General features: G+C 63.3%; 18 protein-coding genes and 1 pseudogene. 12 read left to right on the top strand and 7 right to left on the bottom strand.

Translation table 11 applies throughout. From position 1 onward, the window contains the following. Positions 1–153: 153 nt before the first annotated feature. Complete coding sequence (locus PYR71_RS02450; RefSeq protein WP_275618093.1) at positions 154–711, top strand: dihydrofolate reductase family protein; 558 nt, start codon at positions 154–156, stop codon at positions 709–711. A gap of 142 nt (positions 712–853) precedes the next feature. Beyond that, the gene (locus tag PYR71_RS02455) at positions 854–1,435 is read left to right on the top strand and encodes a transglycosylase SLT domain-containing protein (protein ID WP_183839645.1); all 582 of its coding nucleotides are present in this window, start codon (positions 854–856) and stop codon (positions 1,433–1,435) included. 236 nt (positions 1,436–1,671) lie between these two features. Here PYR71_RS02455 and pdeM read toward each other — a convergent pair whose 3' ends face one another. From pdeM to PYR71_RS02470, 3 genes are read right to left on the bottom strand one after another with little or no spacing between them, the layout of a single operon-like run. Then, positions 1,672–2,397 carry a ligase-associated DNA damage response endonuclease PdeM gene (gene pdeM / locus PYR71_RS02460; RefSeq protein ID WP_275618452.1) on the bottom strand — a complete coding sequence of 242 codons (726 nt, stop codon included), beginning with the start codon at positions 2,395–2,397 and terminating at the stop codon, positions 1,672–1,674. Positions 2,398–2,421: 24 nt separating this feature from the next. Then, positions 2,422–4,932, bottom strand: a complete 2,511-nt coding sequence (locus PYR71_RS02465) for a ligase-associated DNA damage response DEXH box helicase (protein ID WP_275618094.1) — start codon at positions 4,930–4,932, stop codon at positions 2,422–2,424. Between the two features lie 48 nt (positions 4,933–4,980). Then, positions 4,981–5,613: a YitT family protein gene (locus PYR71_RS02470; protein ID WP_275618095.1), complete on the bottom strand. Its 633-nt coding sequence runs from the start codon at positions 5,611–5,613 to the stop codon at positions 4,981–4,983. Positions 5,614–5,745: 132 nt separating this feature from the next. Between PYR71_RS02470 and PYR71_RS02475 the strand changes: the two genes are divergently transcribed. The 3 genes from PYR71_RS02475 (at position 5,746) to PYR71_RS02485 (ending at position 7,238) form a co-directional block, all read left to right on the top strand. Further along, positions 5,746–6,246 (top strand): RrF2 family transcriptional regulator, encoded by a 501-nt coding sequence (locus PYR71_RS02475; protein WP_275618096.1) that lies wholly within the window; start codon positions 5,746–5,748, stop codon positions 6,244–6,246. 20 nt (positions 6,247–6,266) lie between these two features. Beyond that, complete coding sequence (locus PYR71_RS02480; RefSeq protein ID WP_275618097.1) at positions 6,267–6,728, top strand: carboxymuconolactone decarboxylase family protein; 462 nt, start codon at positions 6,267–6,269, stop codon at positions 6,726–6,728. 159 nt (positions 6,729–6,887) lie between these two features. Beyond that, positions 6,888–7,238, top strand: coding sequence for a hypothetical protein (locus tag PYR71_RS02485; protein WP_275618464.1), 351 nt, complete (start codon positions 6,888–6,890; stop codon positions 7,236–7,238). A 101-nt stretch (positions 7,239–7,339) separates the two neighbouring features. On the opposite strand, the gene PYR71_RS02490 is transcribed toward PYR71_RS02485, so the two are convergent. Both PYR71_RS02490 and PYR71_RS02495 read right to left on the bottom strand, forming a co-directional pair. Then, positions 7,340–7,975 (bottom strand): YitT family protein, encoded by a 636-nt coding sequence (locus tag PYR71_RS02490; protein WP_275618098.1) that lies wholly within the window; start codon positions 7,973–7,975, stop codon positions 7,340–7,342. A 209-nt stretch (positions 7,976–8,184) separates the two neighbouring features. Further along, on the bottom strand, positions 8,185–9,117 hold the full coding sequence (locus tag PYR71_RS02495) for a class I SAM-dependent DNA methyltransferase (RefSeq protein WP_275618099.1): 933 nt from the start codon (positions 9,115–9,117) through the stop codon (positions 8,185–8,187). 194 nt (positions 9,118–9,311) lie between these two features. Between PYR71_RS02495 and PYR71_RS02500 the strand changes: the two genes are divergently transcribed. The 3 genes and pseudogenes from PYR71_RS02500 to PYR71_RS02510 all read left to right on the top strand — a co-directional run bounded on the left by PYR71_RS02500 (position 9,312) and on the right by PYR71_RS02510 (position 11,449). Next, on the top strand, positions 9,312–9,578 hold the full coding sequence (locus PYR71_RS02500; RefSeq protein ID WP_004675818.1) for a DUF6460 domain-containing protein: 267 nt from the start codon (positions 9,312–9,314) through the stop codon (positions 9,576–9,578). 1 nt (position 9,579) lies between these two features. Continuing rightward, positions 9,580–10,098, top strand: a complete 519-nt coding sequence (locus PYR71_RS02505) for a CAP domain-containing protein (protein WP_183914359.1) — start codon at positions 9,580–9,582, stop codon at positions 10,096–10,098. Between the two features lie 8 nt (positions 10,099–10,106). Then, positions 10,107–11,449, top strand: a pseudogene (locus PYR71_RS02510) (MATE family efflux transporter). Here the strand turns inward: PYR71_RS02510 and PYR71_RS02515 are convergent. Both PYR71_RS02515 and PYR71_RS02520 read right to left on the bottom strand, forming a co-directional pair. After that, a complete protein-coding gene (locus PYR71_RS02515; RefSeq protein ID WP_275618100.1) occupies positions 11,425–12,513 on the bottom strand; it encodes a quinone-dependent dihydroorotate dehydrogenase in 1,089 nt (362 codons plus the stop codon). The pseudogene PYR71_RS02510 and the gene PYR71_RS02515 sit on opposite strands and share 25 nt — an antisense overlap. Beyond that, positions 12,510–12,863 (bottom strand): DUF952 domain-containing protein, encoded by a 354-nt coding sequence (locus tag PYR71_RS02520; protein ID WP_275618101.1) that lies wholly within the window; start codon positions 12,861–12,863, stop codon positions 12,510–12,512. The genes PYR71_RS02515 and PYR71_RS02520 overlap by 4 nt, the downstream gene beginning before the upstream one ends. A gap of 118 nt (positions 12,864–12,981) precedes the next feature. On the opposite strand from PYR71_RS02520, the gene PYR71_RS02525 reads away from it, so the two are divergent. The 4 genes from PYR71_RS02525 (at position 12,982) to PYR71_RS02540 (ending at position 15,638) form a co-directional block, all read left to right on the top strand. Beyond that, positions 12,982–13,380, top strand: coding sequence for a hypothetical protein (locus PYR71_RS02525; RefSeq protein WP_275618102.1), 399 nt, complete (start codon positions 12,982–12,984; stop codon positions 13,378–13,380). Positions 13,381–13,468: 88 nt separating this feature from the next. Then, positions 13,469–14,116 carry a response regulator gene (locus PYR71_RS02530; RefSeq protein ID WP_183914352.1) on the top strand — a complete coding sequence of 216 codons (648 nt, stop codon included), beginning with the start codon at positions 13,469–13,471 and terminating at the stop codon, positions 14,114–14,116. A 125-nt stretch (positions 14,117–14,241) separates the two neighbouring features. After that, positions 14,242–14,913 carry a S24 family peptidase gene (locus tag PYR71_RS02535; protein WP_183914351.1) on the top strand — a complete coding sequence of 224 codons (672 nt, stop codon included), beginning with the start codon at positions 14,242–14,244 and terminating at the stop codon, positions 14,911–14,913. An 11-nt stretch (positions 14,914–14,924) separates the two neighbouring features. Then, positions 14,925–15,638, top strand: coding sequence for a thermonuclease family protein (locus PYR71_RS02540; protein ID WP_275618103.1), 714 nt, complete (start codon positions 14,925–14,927; stop codon positions 15,636–15,638). Positions 15,639–15,717: the final 79 nt, after the last annotated feature.

The following is a 15,717-nucleotide window of genomic DNA, read 5'->3' on the forward strand; positions in this document are numbered from 1 at the left end:
ACAGCGGCCACCGGTCGAGCGCCGGCTTGCCTCAACGCACGTCATCCGCTCCTCCTGTAAAAAACCGCTTGCATTTTGCTATCAGACGCTCAAGTTTCAAACCAGTTTTTCTATGCAACTGGTTTAACTGCGACAATTGAGAAGGAGGATGTCATGAGAAAGCTTATCGTCTGGAACTTGATGACGCTTGACGGGTATTTCGAAGGCACGAAGCCGTGGGATATCGACTTCCACAATCTTGCCTGGGGACCCGAGCTGCAGCGCTATGCCGAGCAGTTCGGCGAAGAAGGCGATCTCCTGGTTTTCGGCCGCAAGACGTATGAGGGCATGGCCTCCTACTGGCCGACCGCCGAAGGCGAAGACAAGATCAAAGCCTATATGAACGGCATCGCCAAGATCGCCGTGTCGCGGACGATGACCGAGCCCGGCTGGAACAATGCCCGCGTCGTCAGGGATCCAATCCCCGAATTGACGCGGCTGAAGCAAGAGAACGGCAAGACGATCTTCATCTTTGGCAGCGCCGAGCTTGCCGACAGCCTGCTGAAAGCTGGCCTTATCGATGAAATCAGGGTCTGCGTGGTGCCTGTCATCCTCGGCGGCGGCAATCCGCTGTTCAAGCCGGCCGAAGCCCTGGTGCCGCTGAAGCTCATTGAATCCTCGACGACGGAAAGCGGGGCGATGATCCTGCGCTATGAGCCGGTCAAGGTGTAGCGGGCTTTGGGCTACGGCTGTCCGGTTCTTGGGTGGCTCGGCGCTCTAGGCGCCAGCCCTTTCGAAAAAGCTTCGTATTCGACTAAAAACCGGTTCTTAACATTTACGAGTTAGTAATCTCTCTGAAACGAGAGGTTCTGTTATGCGTACTCGTATCGTTCTGACCGCCGTGGGTCTGGCGCTGCTTGCCGGCTGCGCGACGGCGCCGAAGCAGACGAGAAACATCTGCGCCGTCTTCGACCAGCGCGAGGGGCTTTTTTCCAGCTGGCAGAGGGCGGCCGAACGGACGGAAAAGAAATACGGCGTGCCCGTGCCGATCCTGATGGCGACGATGTACACCGAATCCGGCTTCCAGCCCTATGCGCGGCCACCGCGCACCAAGCTCTTCGGCTTCATTCCCTGGACCCGGCCATCGACCGCCTACGGCTATTCGCAGGCGCTCGACGGAACGTGGGATCACTATCAGTCGCAGACCGGGAACTGGGCGGCGCGGCGGACGAACTTCACCGACGCGATCGATTTCATCGGCTGGTATCACTATCAAAACAGCGTGGAGACCGGCATTCCGCTGAACGACGCCTATAATCTCTATCTCGCCTATTATTCCGGTCCCACGGGATATAAGCGCGGCGACTGGCGCTCGAACGGACAATTGCAGCAGACGGCGCAGAAGTTCGCGCGGATGGCCGGGACCTATCAGCAGCAGTTGCAGGGGTGTGATTGAGCAAGGGTGTGATTTAAGGGCGTGCGGTGGCCGCCCCCTCTGCCCTGCCGGGCATCTCCCCACCGGTGGGGAGATTGGCTGGGCGCACTGGCTTCCCCAAACATCTGGCGCCACAGACCGGTGAAACACTAGAGAAACGCGGAGGTTTAGCCACTTGTGATCTCCCCACCTGTTGGGGGAGATGGCCGGCAGGCCAGAGGGGGCTGGCACGGCACGCCCTATCCGAATAGCAATCGCTACCCCCTCAAATTCCCATACCTGACCGAATAAATCCGGTCCCGCCCCAACAGATGCGCCACCAGCGCCGCCCTGTCGAACAGGCCCTTCATCGCCTGATGGCCGAGATCCAAGCCGCCGCTCATGACGCCGAAGGCGGGCATCAGCAGGCGGGCGCCGTCTGTGGCAAAACACGGGCGGCGGACGGATCTGTCGCGGCGGCGCACGGTCGCGGAGGGGTGCAGGTGGCCGGCGATTTCGCCGCTCTGCAGGCCGCCTTTCGGCTCGTGGCGGAAGGTCAGGCCGGCATAGTGCATCTCGTCGGTGCAAGCGCCGGGCAGATCGACGACGCCGTCGGGGTCGTGATTGCCGTTGATCCAGATCCATTCGCGGCCGCGCGCCATGCCGACAATCAACGCACGGAAATTTTCCGGCAGATGCGCGGAGCCGACGCGGTCGTGGAAGTTGTCGCCGAGCGAGACGACGAGCTTGGGATCATAGCGCGAGATGACGGCGGCCAGCACGGTCAGGGTCGCTAGCGTATCATAGGGCGGCAGCATCATGCCGCGGCGGGCGAAGGCCGCTCCCTTTTCCAGATGCAGGTCGGAGACGACAAGCAGGCCGGCATCGGGCAGATAGAGGGCGCCGAGCGGATCGCAGACGGCGGCAATGCCATGGATCGACGTCTCGATGCCCGGCACCGCGGCCAATCCGGATATGTCGCGCGCGAGCGCCAGGCGGTTCATCACGGTCGTATTCCCAAACAGATCTCAGGCCATCGCTTCGGCGATCAAGTCATCCGCTGCTTCGGCGAGCAATGCGTCGTGGGCCTCGCCCGGTACCGCTTCGCGTCCGATTTCCAGCATCACCGGCACGGCCAGCGGGGAAATATGGTCGAGCGGGCGATGGGTGATGTGGCCCCTGATTCGCATCAGCATATCGCCAAGTCGGCTTATATCCAAAAGTCCTGTCGCCGCATCCTGCCGCGTCGCCTGCAAGAGGATGTGATCCGGCTCGTGGCTGCGCAGCACGTCATAGATCAGATCGGCGGAGACGGTGATCTGGCGGCCGCTCTTTTCCTTGCCGGGATGGCGGCGCTCGATCAAGCCTGCAATCACGGCGCAATTGCGGAAGGTGCGCTTCAACAGGAAGGATTCGTTGAGCCAGGCTTCGAGATCGTCACCCAGCATGTCCGCGTCAAAGAGGTCGGAGAGGCTGAGCCGGCCGTTGCCGATCATCAGGCCCATATCCTCCAGCCCCCAGATGGCGAGCGAATAATCGGTGGCGACGAAGCCGAGAGGCTTGGCGCCCGCCCGGTCCAGCCGGCGCGTCAGCAGCATGCCGAGCGTCTGATGGGCGAGCCGGCCCTCGAAAGGATAGGCGACCATATAGCCGCGGCTGCCGCGCGGGAAGGTTTCGATCAGGAACTCGTCGCGCTTCGGCAGCATCGACTTGTCCGTCTGCAACGACAGCCAGTCGCGCACCTGATCCGGCAGATGGCGCCAGCGGTCGGGGTCGGCGATCATCGCCCGCACCTGTTCGGCGAGATAGGTCGACAGCGGAAACTTGCCTCCGGCATAGGAGGGGATCTTCGCATCGAGCGAGAAGGCCTGCGAGGCCAGGCATTCGTTTTCGCGGATGCCTTCGAAGCGCAGCACCTTTCCGGAGAAGATGAAGGTATCTCCGGGCGACAATTGCTCGAGGAAATATTCCTCGACCTTGCCCAGCGTGGCGCCGCCGCGGCCGATCCGGCCGCCCTCGCCGCGCTTGACCATGCGGATGTTCAGCATCGGGCTTTCGACGATGGTGCCGAGGTTAAGGCGATATTGCTGGGCGACGGCAGGATTGGAGACCCGCCAGCGCCCCTCCTTGGTCTTGCGGATGCGGGCGTAACGCTCGTAGGTCCTCAGCGCATAACCGCCGGTCGCGACGAAATCGACGACCCGTTCGAAGTTTTCCCAGGTGAGATCTGCATAGGGCGAGGCGCTGGTGATCTCGTCATAGAGTTCCAGCATGTCGAAGGGTTCGGCGCAGGCCATGCCGAGCACGTGCTGGGCGAGCACGTCGAACGCGCCGCGGCCGACCGGCGGGGTGTCCTGAGCGCCGAGATAGTTGGCGTCGAGCGCGGCCTGGCACTCCATGACCTCGAAACGGTTGGCCGGCACGAGGATCGCCTTCGAGGGCTCGTCCATACGATGATTGGCGCGACCGATGCGCTGGGCAAGACGCGAGGCGCCCTTCGGCGCGCCGACATGGATGACGAGATCGACATCACCCCAGTCGATGCCGAGATCGAGCGTCGAAGTGGCGACGACGGCGCGGAGCCGGTTTTCGGCCATCGCTGCCTCGACCTTGCGGCGCTGGGCGACATCGAGCGAGCCGTGATGGAGGGCAATCGGCAGGTTGTCGTCATTGATCGTCCAGAGTTCCTGGAAGAGCATTTCGGCCTGGCTGCGGGTGTTGACGAACAGCAGCGTCGTCTGATGGTTGAGGAGCTGCCGGTAGACATCGGGAATGGCATATTTGGCGGAATGGCCGGCCCAGGGAATGCGCTCCTCGGTGGACAAGATCGAAATGTCAGGTTTGGCGCCGCCTTCGACGACGACGAGGCCGGCGTGATGCTCCCTGCCCTCCTCCTGAGCGACCAGCCATTTCTGCAGATCCATCGGCTCGGCGACGGTCGCCGACAGGCCGATGGTCTTCAGGTCAGGGGCAATGCGGCGCAGGCGGGCAAGGCCGAGCGACAGCATATGACCGCGCTTGGAGGTGACGAGCGAATGCAATTCGTCGAGCACTACATATTTCAGATCCTTGAAGAAGCGCTCGGCCTCGCGGTTGGCGAGAAGCAGGGCGACCTGTTCGGGCGTCGTCAGCAGAATATCCGGCGGATTGAGCTTCTGTCGCTGGCGCTTGGCGTTCGGCGTATCGCCGGTGCGGTTTTCGACGGTGACCGGCAGGCCCATTTCCGCGACCGGCTTCATCAGATTGCGCTCGATATCGATCGCCAGCGCCTTCAGCGGCGAGACATAGAGCGTGTGAATGCCGGTGAAAGCGGAGCCGGGCGGAATGCGGCCGCGGCGGGTGAGATCGGTGAGCGACGGCAGAAAACCAGCGAGCGTCTTGCCGGCGCCGGTGGGGGCGATCAGCAGCGTGCTTTCGCCGGCCTCGGCGCGGGCAAGCAATTCCAGCTGATGGGCGCGCGGGCGCCAGCCCTTTTCCGCAAACCAGCGGGTAAAGGCGGCAGGCAGCTGGGCGCGGGCTTCGGAATCGATCTGGTCCACATCCCGAAGGTAGTGAAAAACGGGCGAAAAAGAAGGGCGGCCGATCGCTCACATCGCGATATAGCGGTCCTTGCGATGATTGACGGCGAGAGTGAGATTGAGCACGACCGCGCCGAGCACCGAACAGGCGATGATGAAGGGGCTGGCGACGAGGAAGGAGAGCGCCAGGATGAGACAGTCGAAGCCGAGCTGGACGAGACCGGCGCGCCAGCCGAGACGATCCTGGATATAGAGGGCGAGGATGCCGATGCCACCGAGGCTGGCGCGGTGGCGGAAGAGCGCCAGCATGCCGGCAGCGATGACGAGGCCTCCGAAGACCGCCCCGGCGACCGGATGAACATGTGTCACGCCGATGAAGGCGGGCGCGAATTCGGACAGGATCGAGGTCAGGCCGATCGCAACAAACGTCTTGATGGTGAAGGCAGGACCCATGCGGCGGAAGGCAAGATAATAGAAGGGCAGGTTCACCGCAAAGAAGCAGAGGCCGAAGCTTATTCCGGTCGCATAATGGGCGAGGAAGGCGAGGCCCGCGGTGCCGCCGGCGAGCAGCCCGGCGCCGGAGAGCAGCGTGACGCCGAGCACGGCGAGCATGCTGCCGGCGACGATGCCCTGCGCGTCGTCGAACACCGAGTGGCGGTCTGCGCTGGAATTCAGAAGGCCCGCGAAGGCGTTGGATGCCATGATGTTCCCCTGTCGGCTTTTCCCGTTTCTATCCACCGGCACAATAAAGGCAAGGGACAAGCAGCAAGGGCAGCTCTTGACAGAGGCGACAATCGTGGATATCTTTTATCCATGATTTAAGGGGATGCCGGCATGAAGATGAGCGATGGCGTCGAACAGGCCATTCACAGCGTTGCGATGCTTTCCGGCCTCTCCGAAGGCGGCGTGCTTTCGGCCGCGGCACTGGCGGAATTCCACGGTGTGTCGACGAGCTATCTGTTGAAACATCTGCAGGCTCTGTCGGGCGCCGGCATCCTCGATACCGTGCCGGGCCCGCGGGGCGGATATAGACTGGCGAAGCCGCCGGAAGAGATTTCGCTGCTTGACATCCTGCTCGCCGTCGAGGGGCCGGCGCCGGCTTTCCGCTGCGCCGAAATCCGCCAGCGCGGCCCGAACCCGGTCTCCGACCGCTTCTTCGCCAAGCCCTGCAACATCAGCGCGGCGATGCTCCGAGCCGAACGGGTTTATCGGGCCGAGCTCGCCAAGACCAGCATTGCCGATCTCGGCATCGAACTGAATGCCGTCGACGACGGATCGATCGCGGCTAGAGGCTGCGCGTTCCTCGAAATCCACGAACGCAAGACGGCTCGCTGAGCCCTATCAAGGAGAAAGACATGCAACCGCGTTTCAACTTCGCCAAAGCCGCCCCCGATGCCTACAAGGCCGTCGCCGCACTCGAGCAATATATCCAGTCCTCCGGACTGGAACGCCGCTTCATTCACCTGATCAAACTGCGCGCCTCGCAGATCAACGGCTGCGCTTACTGCGTCGACATGCATGTGAAGGAGGCCCGCCACGACGGGCTTAGCGAACAATGGATCAACCTGATGTGCGTCTGGCGGGAATCGCCTGTCTATGACGCCCGCGAACGCGCCCTGCTCGGCTGGGTCGACGCCGTCACCAACATCGCCAAAACAGGCGCGCCGGATGCCGACTACGAAGCGCTGAAGGCGCATTTCTCCGAGGAGGAAATGACGAAGATCACGGTGGCGATCGGTGCGATCAATGTCTGGAACCGGCTGGCGGTCGGCTTCCGCTCGCAGCATCCGATCGATGCGGTGACAAAGGCGGCTTGAGGCCAGTACCAAGGGTTGAGACCGGTGCCTCAACCCGTTGAACCAGGAAGTGCGACGTCTCATTCGCTGCATCAACGGCGAGTTTGGCAAAACAGACCCCCACTCTCCGTCATCCCAGGCCTTGAGCCTGGGATCCATGGCCCCGATGGTGGGGGCGGCATGGATCCTCGGGTCAAACCCGAGGATGACGGAGTGTGGGGTGATTTCTGGAGCAAGAACAGCGAGGAACCGGGGCGCGGCTGCGATTTTGACGTGGGCTTCTCTCAACTCAATCATCTGCCCCACGGGCGCCCTTATGATGGCATTCCAGCAACCGACCCGAATCTCGGGTCGGTTGTTTATCCGTTACTCGCGATTAGTCGTGGCCCGTGCGGCGATGGCCTCAAACCCATCGCCCGAGAGGTCGATGCTGTTGAGCAGATCTCGGACGACTTTCGTAATTTCCTCTGCGGAAGCGCCCTTGGCGTATTCTTCCTGCATGCGGCGTCTCACAAGTTTTTCCAAATCTGACATAACTCACCTCATCAAATCCGGCGCGGGGAGAAATGTCGCGCCGGGACCGGTTGCAGGCAAGTTACGTTTTGTTCAGAATGGATTACGGATTTGTAATGTCAGAGCGCGATGTAGCGGTCGGCGCGGTGGTTGATGGCGACGAAGAGGTTGAGGACGAGGGCGCCGAGGACCGAATAGAAGACCACCGGCGGCGTGGTGACGAAAAAGGCGGCGGCCAGCACGCACAAGTCGATGCCAAGCTGGACGAGGCCGGCGCGGATGCCGAAGCGCTCCTGCAGGTAGACCCCGAGAATGCCGACGCCGCCGAGGCTGCCGCGGTGGCGATAAAGCGCAAGCGCGCCGAAGCCGAGCAGCAGGCCGCCGAGAAGGGCCGCCCAGGCGGGATGGATGCTCGAAATGGAAAAGAGACGCGACTGCATATCTGACATCACCGAGGTCAGGCCGATGGCGATGAAGGTCTTCAGCGTGAAGGCCATGCCGAGACGCTTCCAGGAGAGATAGAAGAACGGCAGGTTGAGCAGGAAGAAGGCGAGGCCGAAATTGACGCCGAAAGCGTAATGCAGAAGGAAGGCGACGCCGGCCGTGCTGCCGGTGAGAAGGCCAGCGCTGGCCAGCACGTAAAGGCCAAGTGCTGCGACGAGACTGCCGGAGAATATGCCCTGCACGTCTTCGATAGGAGAGTGACGCGTCGCGCTCGTATTCCAGACGCCGAGGGCATTGATGAGCTGTGTCATGTCGCCAGTCTCCGACAGCAGACGTGTTCGTGAGCACATCCGGAGACATCCGGACGCGGTGAATCTTTGAATGTGAAATGAGCCGGAGCTCTCGGCGTCTTATCGCCCCGCTCTCTCGGATATCCCTGCAATATCAGGCTTTCCGGCGTCCGATCAAGCGAAATAGGTAAGTAATGCTGTCCTATTAAAAAATCGCAAGAAACATTCGCTCACGCCGGCTTGCGCGTAAGGAACAGAATGCCGGCCACCGGTTTGCCGCCATCTTTGCGAATGACGGTCTTGACGATTTCGAGGATTTCGAAGCCGTGACGGGCAAGCAGCATCCTCACATAGGCTTCCGAATGGGCATAACGCAACGACGGCGCGAGATGGAAGCTCTCGCCCTCCCCCGCATCCTCGACGGAAAAGGCGAGATCGGCGCCTGATGCGGCGAGATCTTCGATGATCGCAAAGACGCTTTCGAGATTGCCCAGATACATCAGCACGTCGGCTGCCGTCACCAGGTCGGCGCGGCCGTGTGGCCCATCGGCAAAGAGGCCGGAAAGATCGGGCGCAAGCGACAGGTCGGCTTGGGCGAGGTGGTCGTAGACCGCTTTCTCGGCCGCCTTGGCCAGCATGTTCTGCGAGAGATCGAAACCTTCCAGGCGGTCGACGCGGCCATGGATTTCGGGGCCGAGCAGGCCGGTGCCGCAGCCGAGATCGACGGCGCATGCATAATGCCTGCCGGTGGCAGAAACGAGGGCTGCGAGCTTCTGCGGGACAGCGTAATCGAGTTTTTCGACGAGCGAGGTCTCGAAACGGTCGGCATAGTCGTCGAACAGGCGCTCGATATAGCGGCTCGGCGGCCGGTCGGGTGTGGCGCCGTCGCCAAGTAGGGCGAGCTTGAGGGCCGAACCGAAAATATCTTCGGGATCGAGCGCAAGCGTGCTGCGATAGGCTTCGATCGCGGCTTCCGCCCTGCCCGCCTTTTCGCGATAGGTGGCGAGGCGATACCAGCCGGCAGCCCAGCCCGGTGCGAGTTCGAGCGCCTGCTCCATCAGCTCGGCCGCCGCCTCAGGCTCGCCGCCCTCTTCGAGCATCCTGGCATAATCGGCGCGGCGGTCGGCGATGACATCGCCGGAGGAAAGCTGGTGGGGCTGCATGAATAGACCTGTTGGCGCTTAAGCATGTCGTTAGCGCAATCGGTTGCACAGGTTGCGCGACATACGTCTGCCCGCATCTGGCGGCGGCCACAAAAAAACTCAAGTCCTATTTCACAGGCGAAGCGGCCAATCCCGGAAAGGGCTTGCGGGCGGCGCGCCGCGACCTTATTCCAAGGGCAAACAGGAGATGGCGCATGTCCGATCAGGTGAACAGGTTCCTCGGCGATTCGCTCGGCCGCACATTGATAAAACTCATCGTCGTGTCGCTGATCGTCGGTTTCGTCATGACCGTCTTCGGCCTGACGCCGTGGAATATCATCTATGGGTTCCGCGACTTCATCCTGGAAATCTGGCACCGCGGTTTTTCAGCGCTCGGGCGCGTCGGCGACTATCTCCTGCTCGGGGCGACGATCGTCATTCCGCTCTTCCTCATCCTTCGCCTTTTCAGCTATCACCGGTAACATGACCTCCATCGATCTTTCCCGCCGCGGCCTGCTGCGTCTTTCCGGACTGGCGTTCGCCGCCGGCATCGCCGGCTGCACCACCACGCCGCGCCTTGCCGGCCCCCCTTCCAATGGCGAGGACGAGACGGCCAGCGTATTGCCGCTCGTCAACCAGCTGCGGGCCAAGAACGGCCTGCCGCCGCTGTCCGCCGATCCGGCGGCAAGCACTGCCGCCCTCTTCCAGGCGAAACGCATGGCGAGCGCCGGCAAGATGGCGCATCTCATGGGGATGACCGACAGTTTCGGCGCCCGCGTCAAGGCGAGCGGCGTGCGGCTGCCGGCGGCAGAAAACATCGCCTCCGGGCAGCGGAGCGTCGATGAAGTGGTGACGGCCTGGATCAACTCGCCGCATCATCTGGAAAACATGCTGGGGCGCTATGACGGCCTCGGCGTCGCCGTCGCTCACAATTCATCTTCCAGGAACCTGCCCTATTGGGCCATGGTGCTATCCAGCCGAGGCGATTCCGCCTCGATATGAGGCTGGTCATGGATACGCGCAGCAACGACGCCTTCGCTTTCGACGTGACGCATCGGCTGGTGCTGTCGATCGCCATTCCGATGACGCTCGGCTTCCTGACGACGCCACTGCTCGGGCTGACGAGCACCGCCGTCGTCGGTCATATGGGTGACCCGGAAGCGCTGGCGGGGCTCGCGATCGGTGCAATGCTCTTCGATCTCATCCTGGGCAGTTTCAATTTCCTGCGGGCCTCGACGACAGGACTGACGGCGCAGGCGTATGGCCGGCGGGACCAGCACGAACAGCAGGCGGTCTTCTGGCGGGCATTGATCTCGGCGCTCGGCTGCGGGCTGGCACTGCTCTGTCTTTCGCCGCTGCTCAAGGCGGCGGGTCTGCGGCTGATGGGCGCGGAAGGCGCGATCGCCGAGGCGACGGGCACCTATTTCTCCATCCGCATGCTGGCGGCGCCGGCAGCACTCGCCAATTACGCCATTCTCGGCTTCGTGCTCGGGCGCGGACAGGGCAGCGTCGGACTGCTGCTGCAGGCGCTGATCAACGGCATCAATATCCTGCTTTCCATCTATCTCGGCCTGTCGCTCGGCTGGGGCGTGGCGGGTGTCGCCTGGGCAACCATGGCCGGTGAGACGGCCGGCGCGCTCGCCGGGCTTTTTATCGTGCTCAGCGGCTTTGCCAGGGCGGAGGGCCGGCGTGGTCGGAGATCTTTTCCCGGCATTGCCTGGCGGAGCTTTTCGCCCTCAACCGCGATATCCTGATCCGCACCTTCGTGCTGATCGGCGCCTTTGCGATCATGACGCGGATCGGCACCGGCTTCGGCGCGGTGACGCTTGCCGCCAATGCGGTGCTGATGAATTTCTTCCTGCTGTCAGGCTATTATCTCGACGGGCTTGCCAACGCCGCCGAGCAGATCACCGGCCGGGCCGTCGGCGCGCGCTATCGGCCGGCCTTCGACCGCGGGCTGAAGCTGACAACCTTCTGGTCCTTCGGATTGGCGGCGCTCGTTTCCACCTTCTTCCTGCTCGCCGGTCCCTGGCTGATCTCGGTGCTGACGACCTCGCCCGAGGTGCGGCAGGCGGCAGCGACCTATCTGCCCTGGGCGGCGGTGACGGGGCTCACCGGCGCGCTCGCCTTCCTGATGGACGGGGTCTTCATCGGCGCGACGTGGTCGGCCGACATGCGCAACCGGATGCTGATGTCTTTTGCCGGCTACCTCGCCGTGCTAGCCGTCTTCGTGCCGCTCTTCGGCAATCACGGCCTGTGGCTGGCGATGAACGCCTTCCTGCTGTTCCGCGGCTTTTTCCTGGCGATGCTGGTCAGGCCGCGGGCCGATCAGACCTTCCGCGCCGCCCAGTAATCGACCCTGCTGTCGCGCAGCTCGCGGATCGATCCGGCCTTTTCCCGGTCGAGCAGCTCGGAGAGACCGCGAACGATATTGCCGGGCAGACCGGGGCCTTCATAGACCATGCAGGAATAGAGCTGGACGAGATCGGCACCCGCCCTGATCTTTTCCAGCGCCGTTTCGGCCGAGGAGACGCCGCCGACGCCGATGATCGGCAGCGCGGCGCCGACGCGCTTGCGCATTCTGGCAAGCACGGCGGTCGACTTTTCGAACAGCGGCACGCCGGAGAGACCGCCCGTCTCCTTGGCCTGGCGCTGATCTTTCAGGCCCTCGCGCGACAGCGTGGTGTTGGAGACGATCAGCCCATCCAGCGGATGCGCGAGCGCCTCGGCGGCGATATCATCCATGCCCTCCTCGGTCAAATCGGGGGCGATCTTCAGAAAGACCGGGATCTTCCGGCCGGATCTCTCCGCCATCTCATCGCGCGCCGCCAGCACGGCCGACAGCAGTGCGGCCAGGATTTCGCGCGCCTGCAGATCGCGTAGGCCGGGCGTATTCGGTGAGGAGATATTGGCGGTGAAATAGCGCGCGACCGAATAGAAACAGCGGATGCCGGCGACATAATCCGCGATGCGGTCCTCGCTGTCCTTGTTGGCGCCGATATTGACGCCGACAATGCCTTTGCCCGTCAGCGCCGAGAGCCGCTCGAAGGCAGCCTCATGGCCTTCATTGTTGAAACCGAGGCGATTGATGACGGCTTCATCCTCGACCAGGCGGAAGATGCGCGGACGCGGATTGCCGGATTGCGGCTTCGGCGTCACCGTGCCGATCTCGGTAAAGCCGAAGCCGAGCCTCAGCAGCGCCTCCGGCACCTCGGCATTCTTGTCGTAGCCTGCCGCCATGCCGAGCGGATTTTCGAAGGTAAGGCCGGCGACGGTCTGGCGAAGGCGCGGATCGGGAGTGATCTGGCAGGCGGGCACCAGGCCGGATTTCAAAGCGGCGATCGAGAGGCCGTGCGCCGTTTCCGGATCGAACAGGAAGAGGCCCTTGCGGGCGAGACGCTTGAAGGGATCGATCATGGCTGCAGCTCCGGGAAAATATGGGCGCCGGTCTCATCGAGCGGCAGCCGCACCTCCCAGAGCACGGCCGCAAGCGGCAGGTCGGCGTAGAGATGCGGGAAGAGATCGCCGCCGCGCGAGGGTTCGAAGATCAGCTTGTCACCGAAGCCGCCGCCATCAACGGCAACCAGCATCAGGCCGGATTGGCCGGTAAAATGCAGGGCGGCGGTCTGCTTGACCTGGTCAGCCGTCGAGAAATGGATGAAGCCGTCCTTGAGATCGATGCCGGCGCCATGAAATACACCGCTTTGTCTGGCTTGCTGCCAGAGCGTTTCCGTCACGATCTTGTAAAGGGTCGGTGTCAGGGTCATCATGGCCTCGCGATTGCTGGTCCTCGATCACCAGCGCTTTGCCGGAAAGAGGCGGCAATGTCCACGCCCCGGCGGTCAAAAACAGGACCCGCCCAGGCAAAATCCGGAGGATGAGACGATGAAGATTTTGGTTCTCACACTTGGCGCTGTTCTCCTGCCGCTGGCAGCTGTCGCGGCCGAGGCCGATGCGGGCCGCTTTCAGCTGGAACGGAGCGGCGATCATTTCGTCCGGCTCGACCGCCAGACCGGCGCCATGTCGGTCTGCCAGGACAAGGACGGCGCTCTCGTCTGCCGCATGGCCGCCGACGAGCGGGCGGCCTATGAGGACGAACTCGACCGGCTTGCGGAGCGGGTGACCAAGCTGGAACAGGAGGGCCTCGTCCAGCGGGCGCTGCCGAGCGACGCCGAGATCGACCGCTCGATCAGCATCATGGAAAAGATGATGAAGAGTTTCATGGGGATGGTGAAGGAGTTCCAGGCCGAGGAAAAGGCCAATCCCCTTCCGCAGAAGACCTGATCTGATATAGTCATATCAGCAGGCAGGCATGGAGCGCAGTGGGACGGCGCCGCATGCGCATAATCGGGCTCTTGGGAGGGAGTTTTCGATGCAGGAACAAACCATTATCATTGCCGACGACCATCCGCTTTTCCGCGATGCGTTGCGCCAGGCCGTCATCGGCATGGAAGGTCGCCAGTCGATCGTCGAAGCCGGCGACTTCGCTGCCGCGCGGACCGCAGCCGGCGCCCATCCGGATGCCGACCTGATGCTGCTCGACCTCGCCATGCCCGGTGTCAGCGGCTTTTCCGGGCTGATGGCGCTGCGCGCCGAATTCGCCAGCCTGCCGATCATCATCGTCTCGGCAAGCGACGACGCAACGACGATCCGCCGGGCACTGGAACTCGGCGCGTCCGGCTTCATCTCGAAATCTTCCGGCATCGACGATATTCGCCGCAGCATCCAGACGGTGCTCGCCGGCGATATCGCCACACCGGAAAGCTATCGCGACGGCCAGGAGCAGGACCCCGACGTTGCCGACCTGATCCACCGCCTGCACACGCTGACGCCGCAGCAGAGCCGGGTGCTGACCATGCTCGCCGAAGGGCTGCTGAACAAGCAGATCGCCTATGAACTTGGCGTCTCCGAGGCGACGATCAAGGCGCATGTCTCGGCGATCCTCTTGAAACTCGATGTCGACAGCCGCACGCAGGCCGTCATCCAGCTTGGCAAGATCAACATGGCGATGGTCGCCTGAGGGCGGCCGAAACCGCCGATAAAAGGATTTTATTCCTCCCTTACCTTTACGCGCGCCGCACGGTCGGTTACACTTTCGGCCGGCTGGAGCGCGGCCTCGGATGGGCTGCACGGAATCGGGCGCATATGCTGTCACACGAGCAGATCTGGGAGGCGATCGACAGGCTTGCCGAGCGGCACGACCTGACGCCATCCGGTCTTGCGCGCCGCGCCGGACTCGATCCGACCTCTTTCAACAAGTCGAAACGACTTTCGGCCGACGGACGTCTCCGCTGGCCCTCGACCGAATCGATCGCCAAGGTGCTCGATGCGACAGGGGCGAACATGGAGCAGTTTCTCGCTTTCATGCGGCCGAGCGCTAATTCTTCCGCGGGATTGCCGGGCGAGCGCGCCAAGCCGCCGCACGGCGGCGCCATTCCGCTGCTCGGCTTTGCGCAGGCTGGTGCGGGCGGCTTCTTCGACGATGGCGGCTTTCCCGCCGGGCAAGGCTGGGACGTGGTCGAGTTTCCGGCTGCGCCGTCGCAGAAATCGGTCGTCTACGCACTGGAAGTGCAGGGCGAGAGCATGATGCCGCTCTACCGCGACGGCGACGTGCTGATCGTCGAACCCGGCGCGCAAGTGCGCCGCAATGACCGCGTCGTCGTGCGCACCCGCGATGGTGAGGTGATGGCCAAGGTGCTTCTGCGCCAGAGCTCACGGTCGATCGAGCTGATGTCGCTCAATCCCGAACATCCAAACCGCACGCTCGATCTATCCGACGTCGAGTGGATAGCCCGTATCATCTGGGCCAGCCAATAGGAAAATATTCCATGCGCCCTGCCGCCGTCTTCACTGGTCTCGCAGGAATGGCGGTCGTGGCCAGCCTGCTGATGGCCGCAGAAGCAAGGCTACGCGGCGGAACGGGCGGTGAGGATACGACCGCGGCAGAGGCGCCAGAAATGGGCCCGGCCGCCGAAATCACCCCCGAGACGGGAGGCCGGTTGGCGCCGATCTCGGACGCAGATGCCGAAATCATTGCACGTGCGGCGCAACCGGCCTCTCCCTCCCCCGCCTCGGCCGAACGCATGACGGCCACGCCAGCCGACCCGGCGCCCCCACCGGATACGCCCGGCGGGCAAGCCGCAGGGCCGGCCGCGAAGAAGCCGATCGAGCTGACGCGGCCGGTGGCCGAAAATGCCGGCGTGCTTTCCTTTGGCGAGCGCAGGCTTCAGCTTGCCGGCATCGTCCCGACACCGACCGACAAGATATGCGGGCCGGCAGGCCGGCAATGGCCCTGCGGCATGCTGGCGAAGACGGCACTGCGCCAGCTCTTGCGCAACCGCAGCCTCACCTGCGACCTCGGCATGGCGGAATGGAAGGGGACGGCGACCGCCGCCTGCCGGCTCGGCACGCAGGATCTCGGCACCTGGCTCGCCGAAAACGGCTGGGCCGAAGCCGAGGCCGGCTCGCCGCTTGGAGTCGTCGCCGAAAAGGCGAGGCAGGCGCAGAAAGGCATTTACGGCGGCGACCCGCGCCGCAAATGACGGATGTCCGCGGCTGCGCCACGCTGCCGATCCCTTGTAAAGGCCGCCGCCAATTCCTAATCTTCGCTCACCGAAAAAG

This window comes from Rhizobium mulingense, assembly GCF_029194105.1.
In the GTDB taxonomy this organism is placed as follows: Bacteria; Pseudomonadota; Alphaproteobacteria; order Rhizobiales; family Rhizobiaceae; genus Rhizobium; species Rhizobium mulingense.

What these genes read in the sequence shown, in the direction of transcription:
- PYR71_RS02450 (WP_275618093.1), top strand. Translation starts at nt 154, where the DNA reads ATGAGAAAGCTTATCGTCTGGAACTTGATGACGCTTGACGGGTATTTC.
- PYR71_RS02455 (WP_183839645.1), top strand. Translation starts at nt 854, where the DNA reads ATGCGTACTCGTATCGTTCTGACCGCCGTGGGTCTGGCGCTGCTTGCC.
- pdeM (WP_275618452.1), bottom strand. Translation starts at nt 2,397, where the DNA reads ATGAACCGCCTGGCGCTCGCGCGCGACATATCCGGATTGGCCGCGGTG.
- PYR71_RS02470 (WP_275618095.1), bottom strand. Translation starts at nt 5,613, where the DNA reads ATGGCATCCAACGCCTTCGCGGGCCTTCTGAATTCCAGCGCAGACCGC.
- PYR71_RS02475 (WP_275618096.1), top strand. Translation starts at nt 5,746, where the DNA reads ATGAAGATGAGCGATGGCGTCGAACAGGCCATTCACAGCGTTGCGATG.
- PYR71_RS02480 (WP_275618097.1), top strand. Translation starts at nt 6,267, where the DNA reads ATGCAACCGCGTTTCAACTTCGCCAAAGCCGCCCCCGATGCCTACAAG.
- PYR71_RS02485 (WP_275618464.1), top strand. Translation starts at nt 6,888, where the DNA reads ATGGATCCTCGGGTCAAACCCGAGGATGACGGAGTGTGGGGTGATTTC.
- PYR71_RS02490 (WP_275618098.1), bottom strand. Translation starts at nt 7,975, where the DNA reads ATGACACAGCTCATCAATGCCCTCGGCGTCTGGAATACGAGCGCGACG.
- PYR71_RS02495 (WP_275618099.1), bottom strand. Translation starts at nt 9,117, where the DNA reads ATGCAGCCCCACCAGCTTTCCTCCGGCGATGTCATCGCCGACCGCCGC.
- PYR71_RS02500 (WP_004675818.1), top strand. Translation starts at nt 9,312, where the DNA reads ATGTCCGATCAGGTGAACAGGTTCCTCGGCGATTCGCTCGGCCGCACA.
- PYR71_RS02505 (WP_183914359.1), top strand. Translation starts at nt 9,580, where the DNA reads ATGACCTCCATCGATCTTTCCCGCCGCGGCCTGCTGCGTCTTTCCGGA.
- PYR71_RS02515 (WP_275618100.1), bottom strand. Translation starts at nt 12,513, where the DNA reads ATGATCGATCCCTTCAAGCGTCTCGCCCGCAAGGGCCTCTTCCTGTTC.
- PYR71_RS02520 (WP_275618101.1), bottom strand. Translation starts at nt 12,863, where the DNA reads ATGACCCTGACACCGACCCTTTACAAGATCGTGACGGAAACGCTCTGG.
- PYR71_RS02525 (WP_275618102.1), top strand. Translation starts at nt 12,982, where the DNA reads ATGAAGATTTTGGTTCTCACACTTGGCGCTGTTCTCCTGCCGCTGGCA.
- PYR71_RS02530 (WP_183914352.1), top strand. Translation starts at nt 13,469, where the DNA reads ATGCAGGAACAAACCATTATCATTGCCGACGACCATCCGCTTTTCCGC.
- PYR71_RS02535 (WP_183914351.1), top strand. Translation starts at nt 14,242, where the DNA reads ATGCTGTCACACGAGCAGATCTGGGAGGCGATCGACAGGCTTGCCGAG.
- PYR71_RS02540 (WP_275618103.1), top strand. Translation starts at nt 14,925, where the DNA reads ATGCGCCCTGCCGCCGTCTTCACTGGTCTCGCAGGAATGGCGGTCGTG.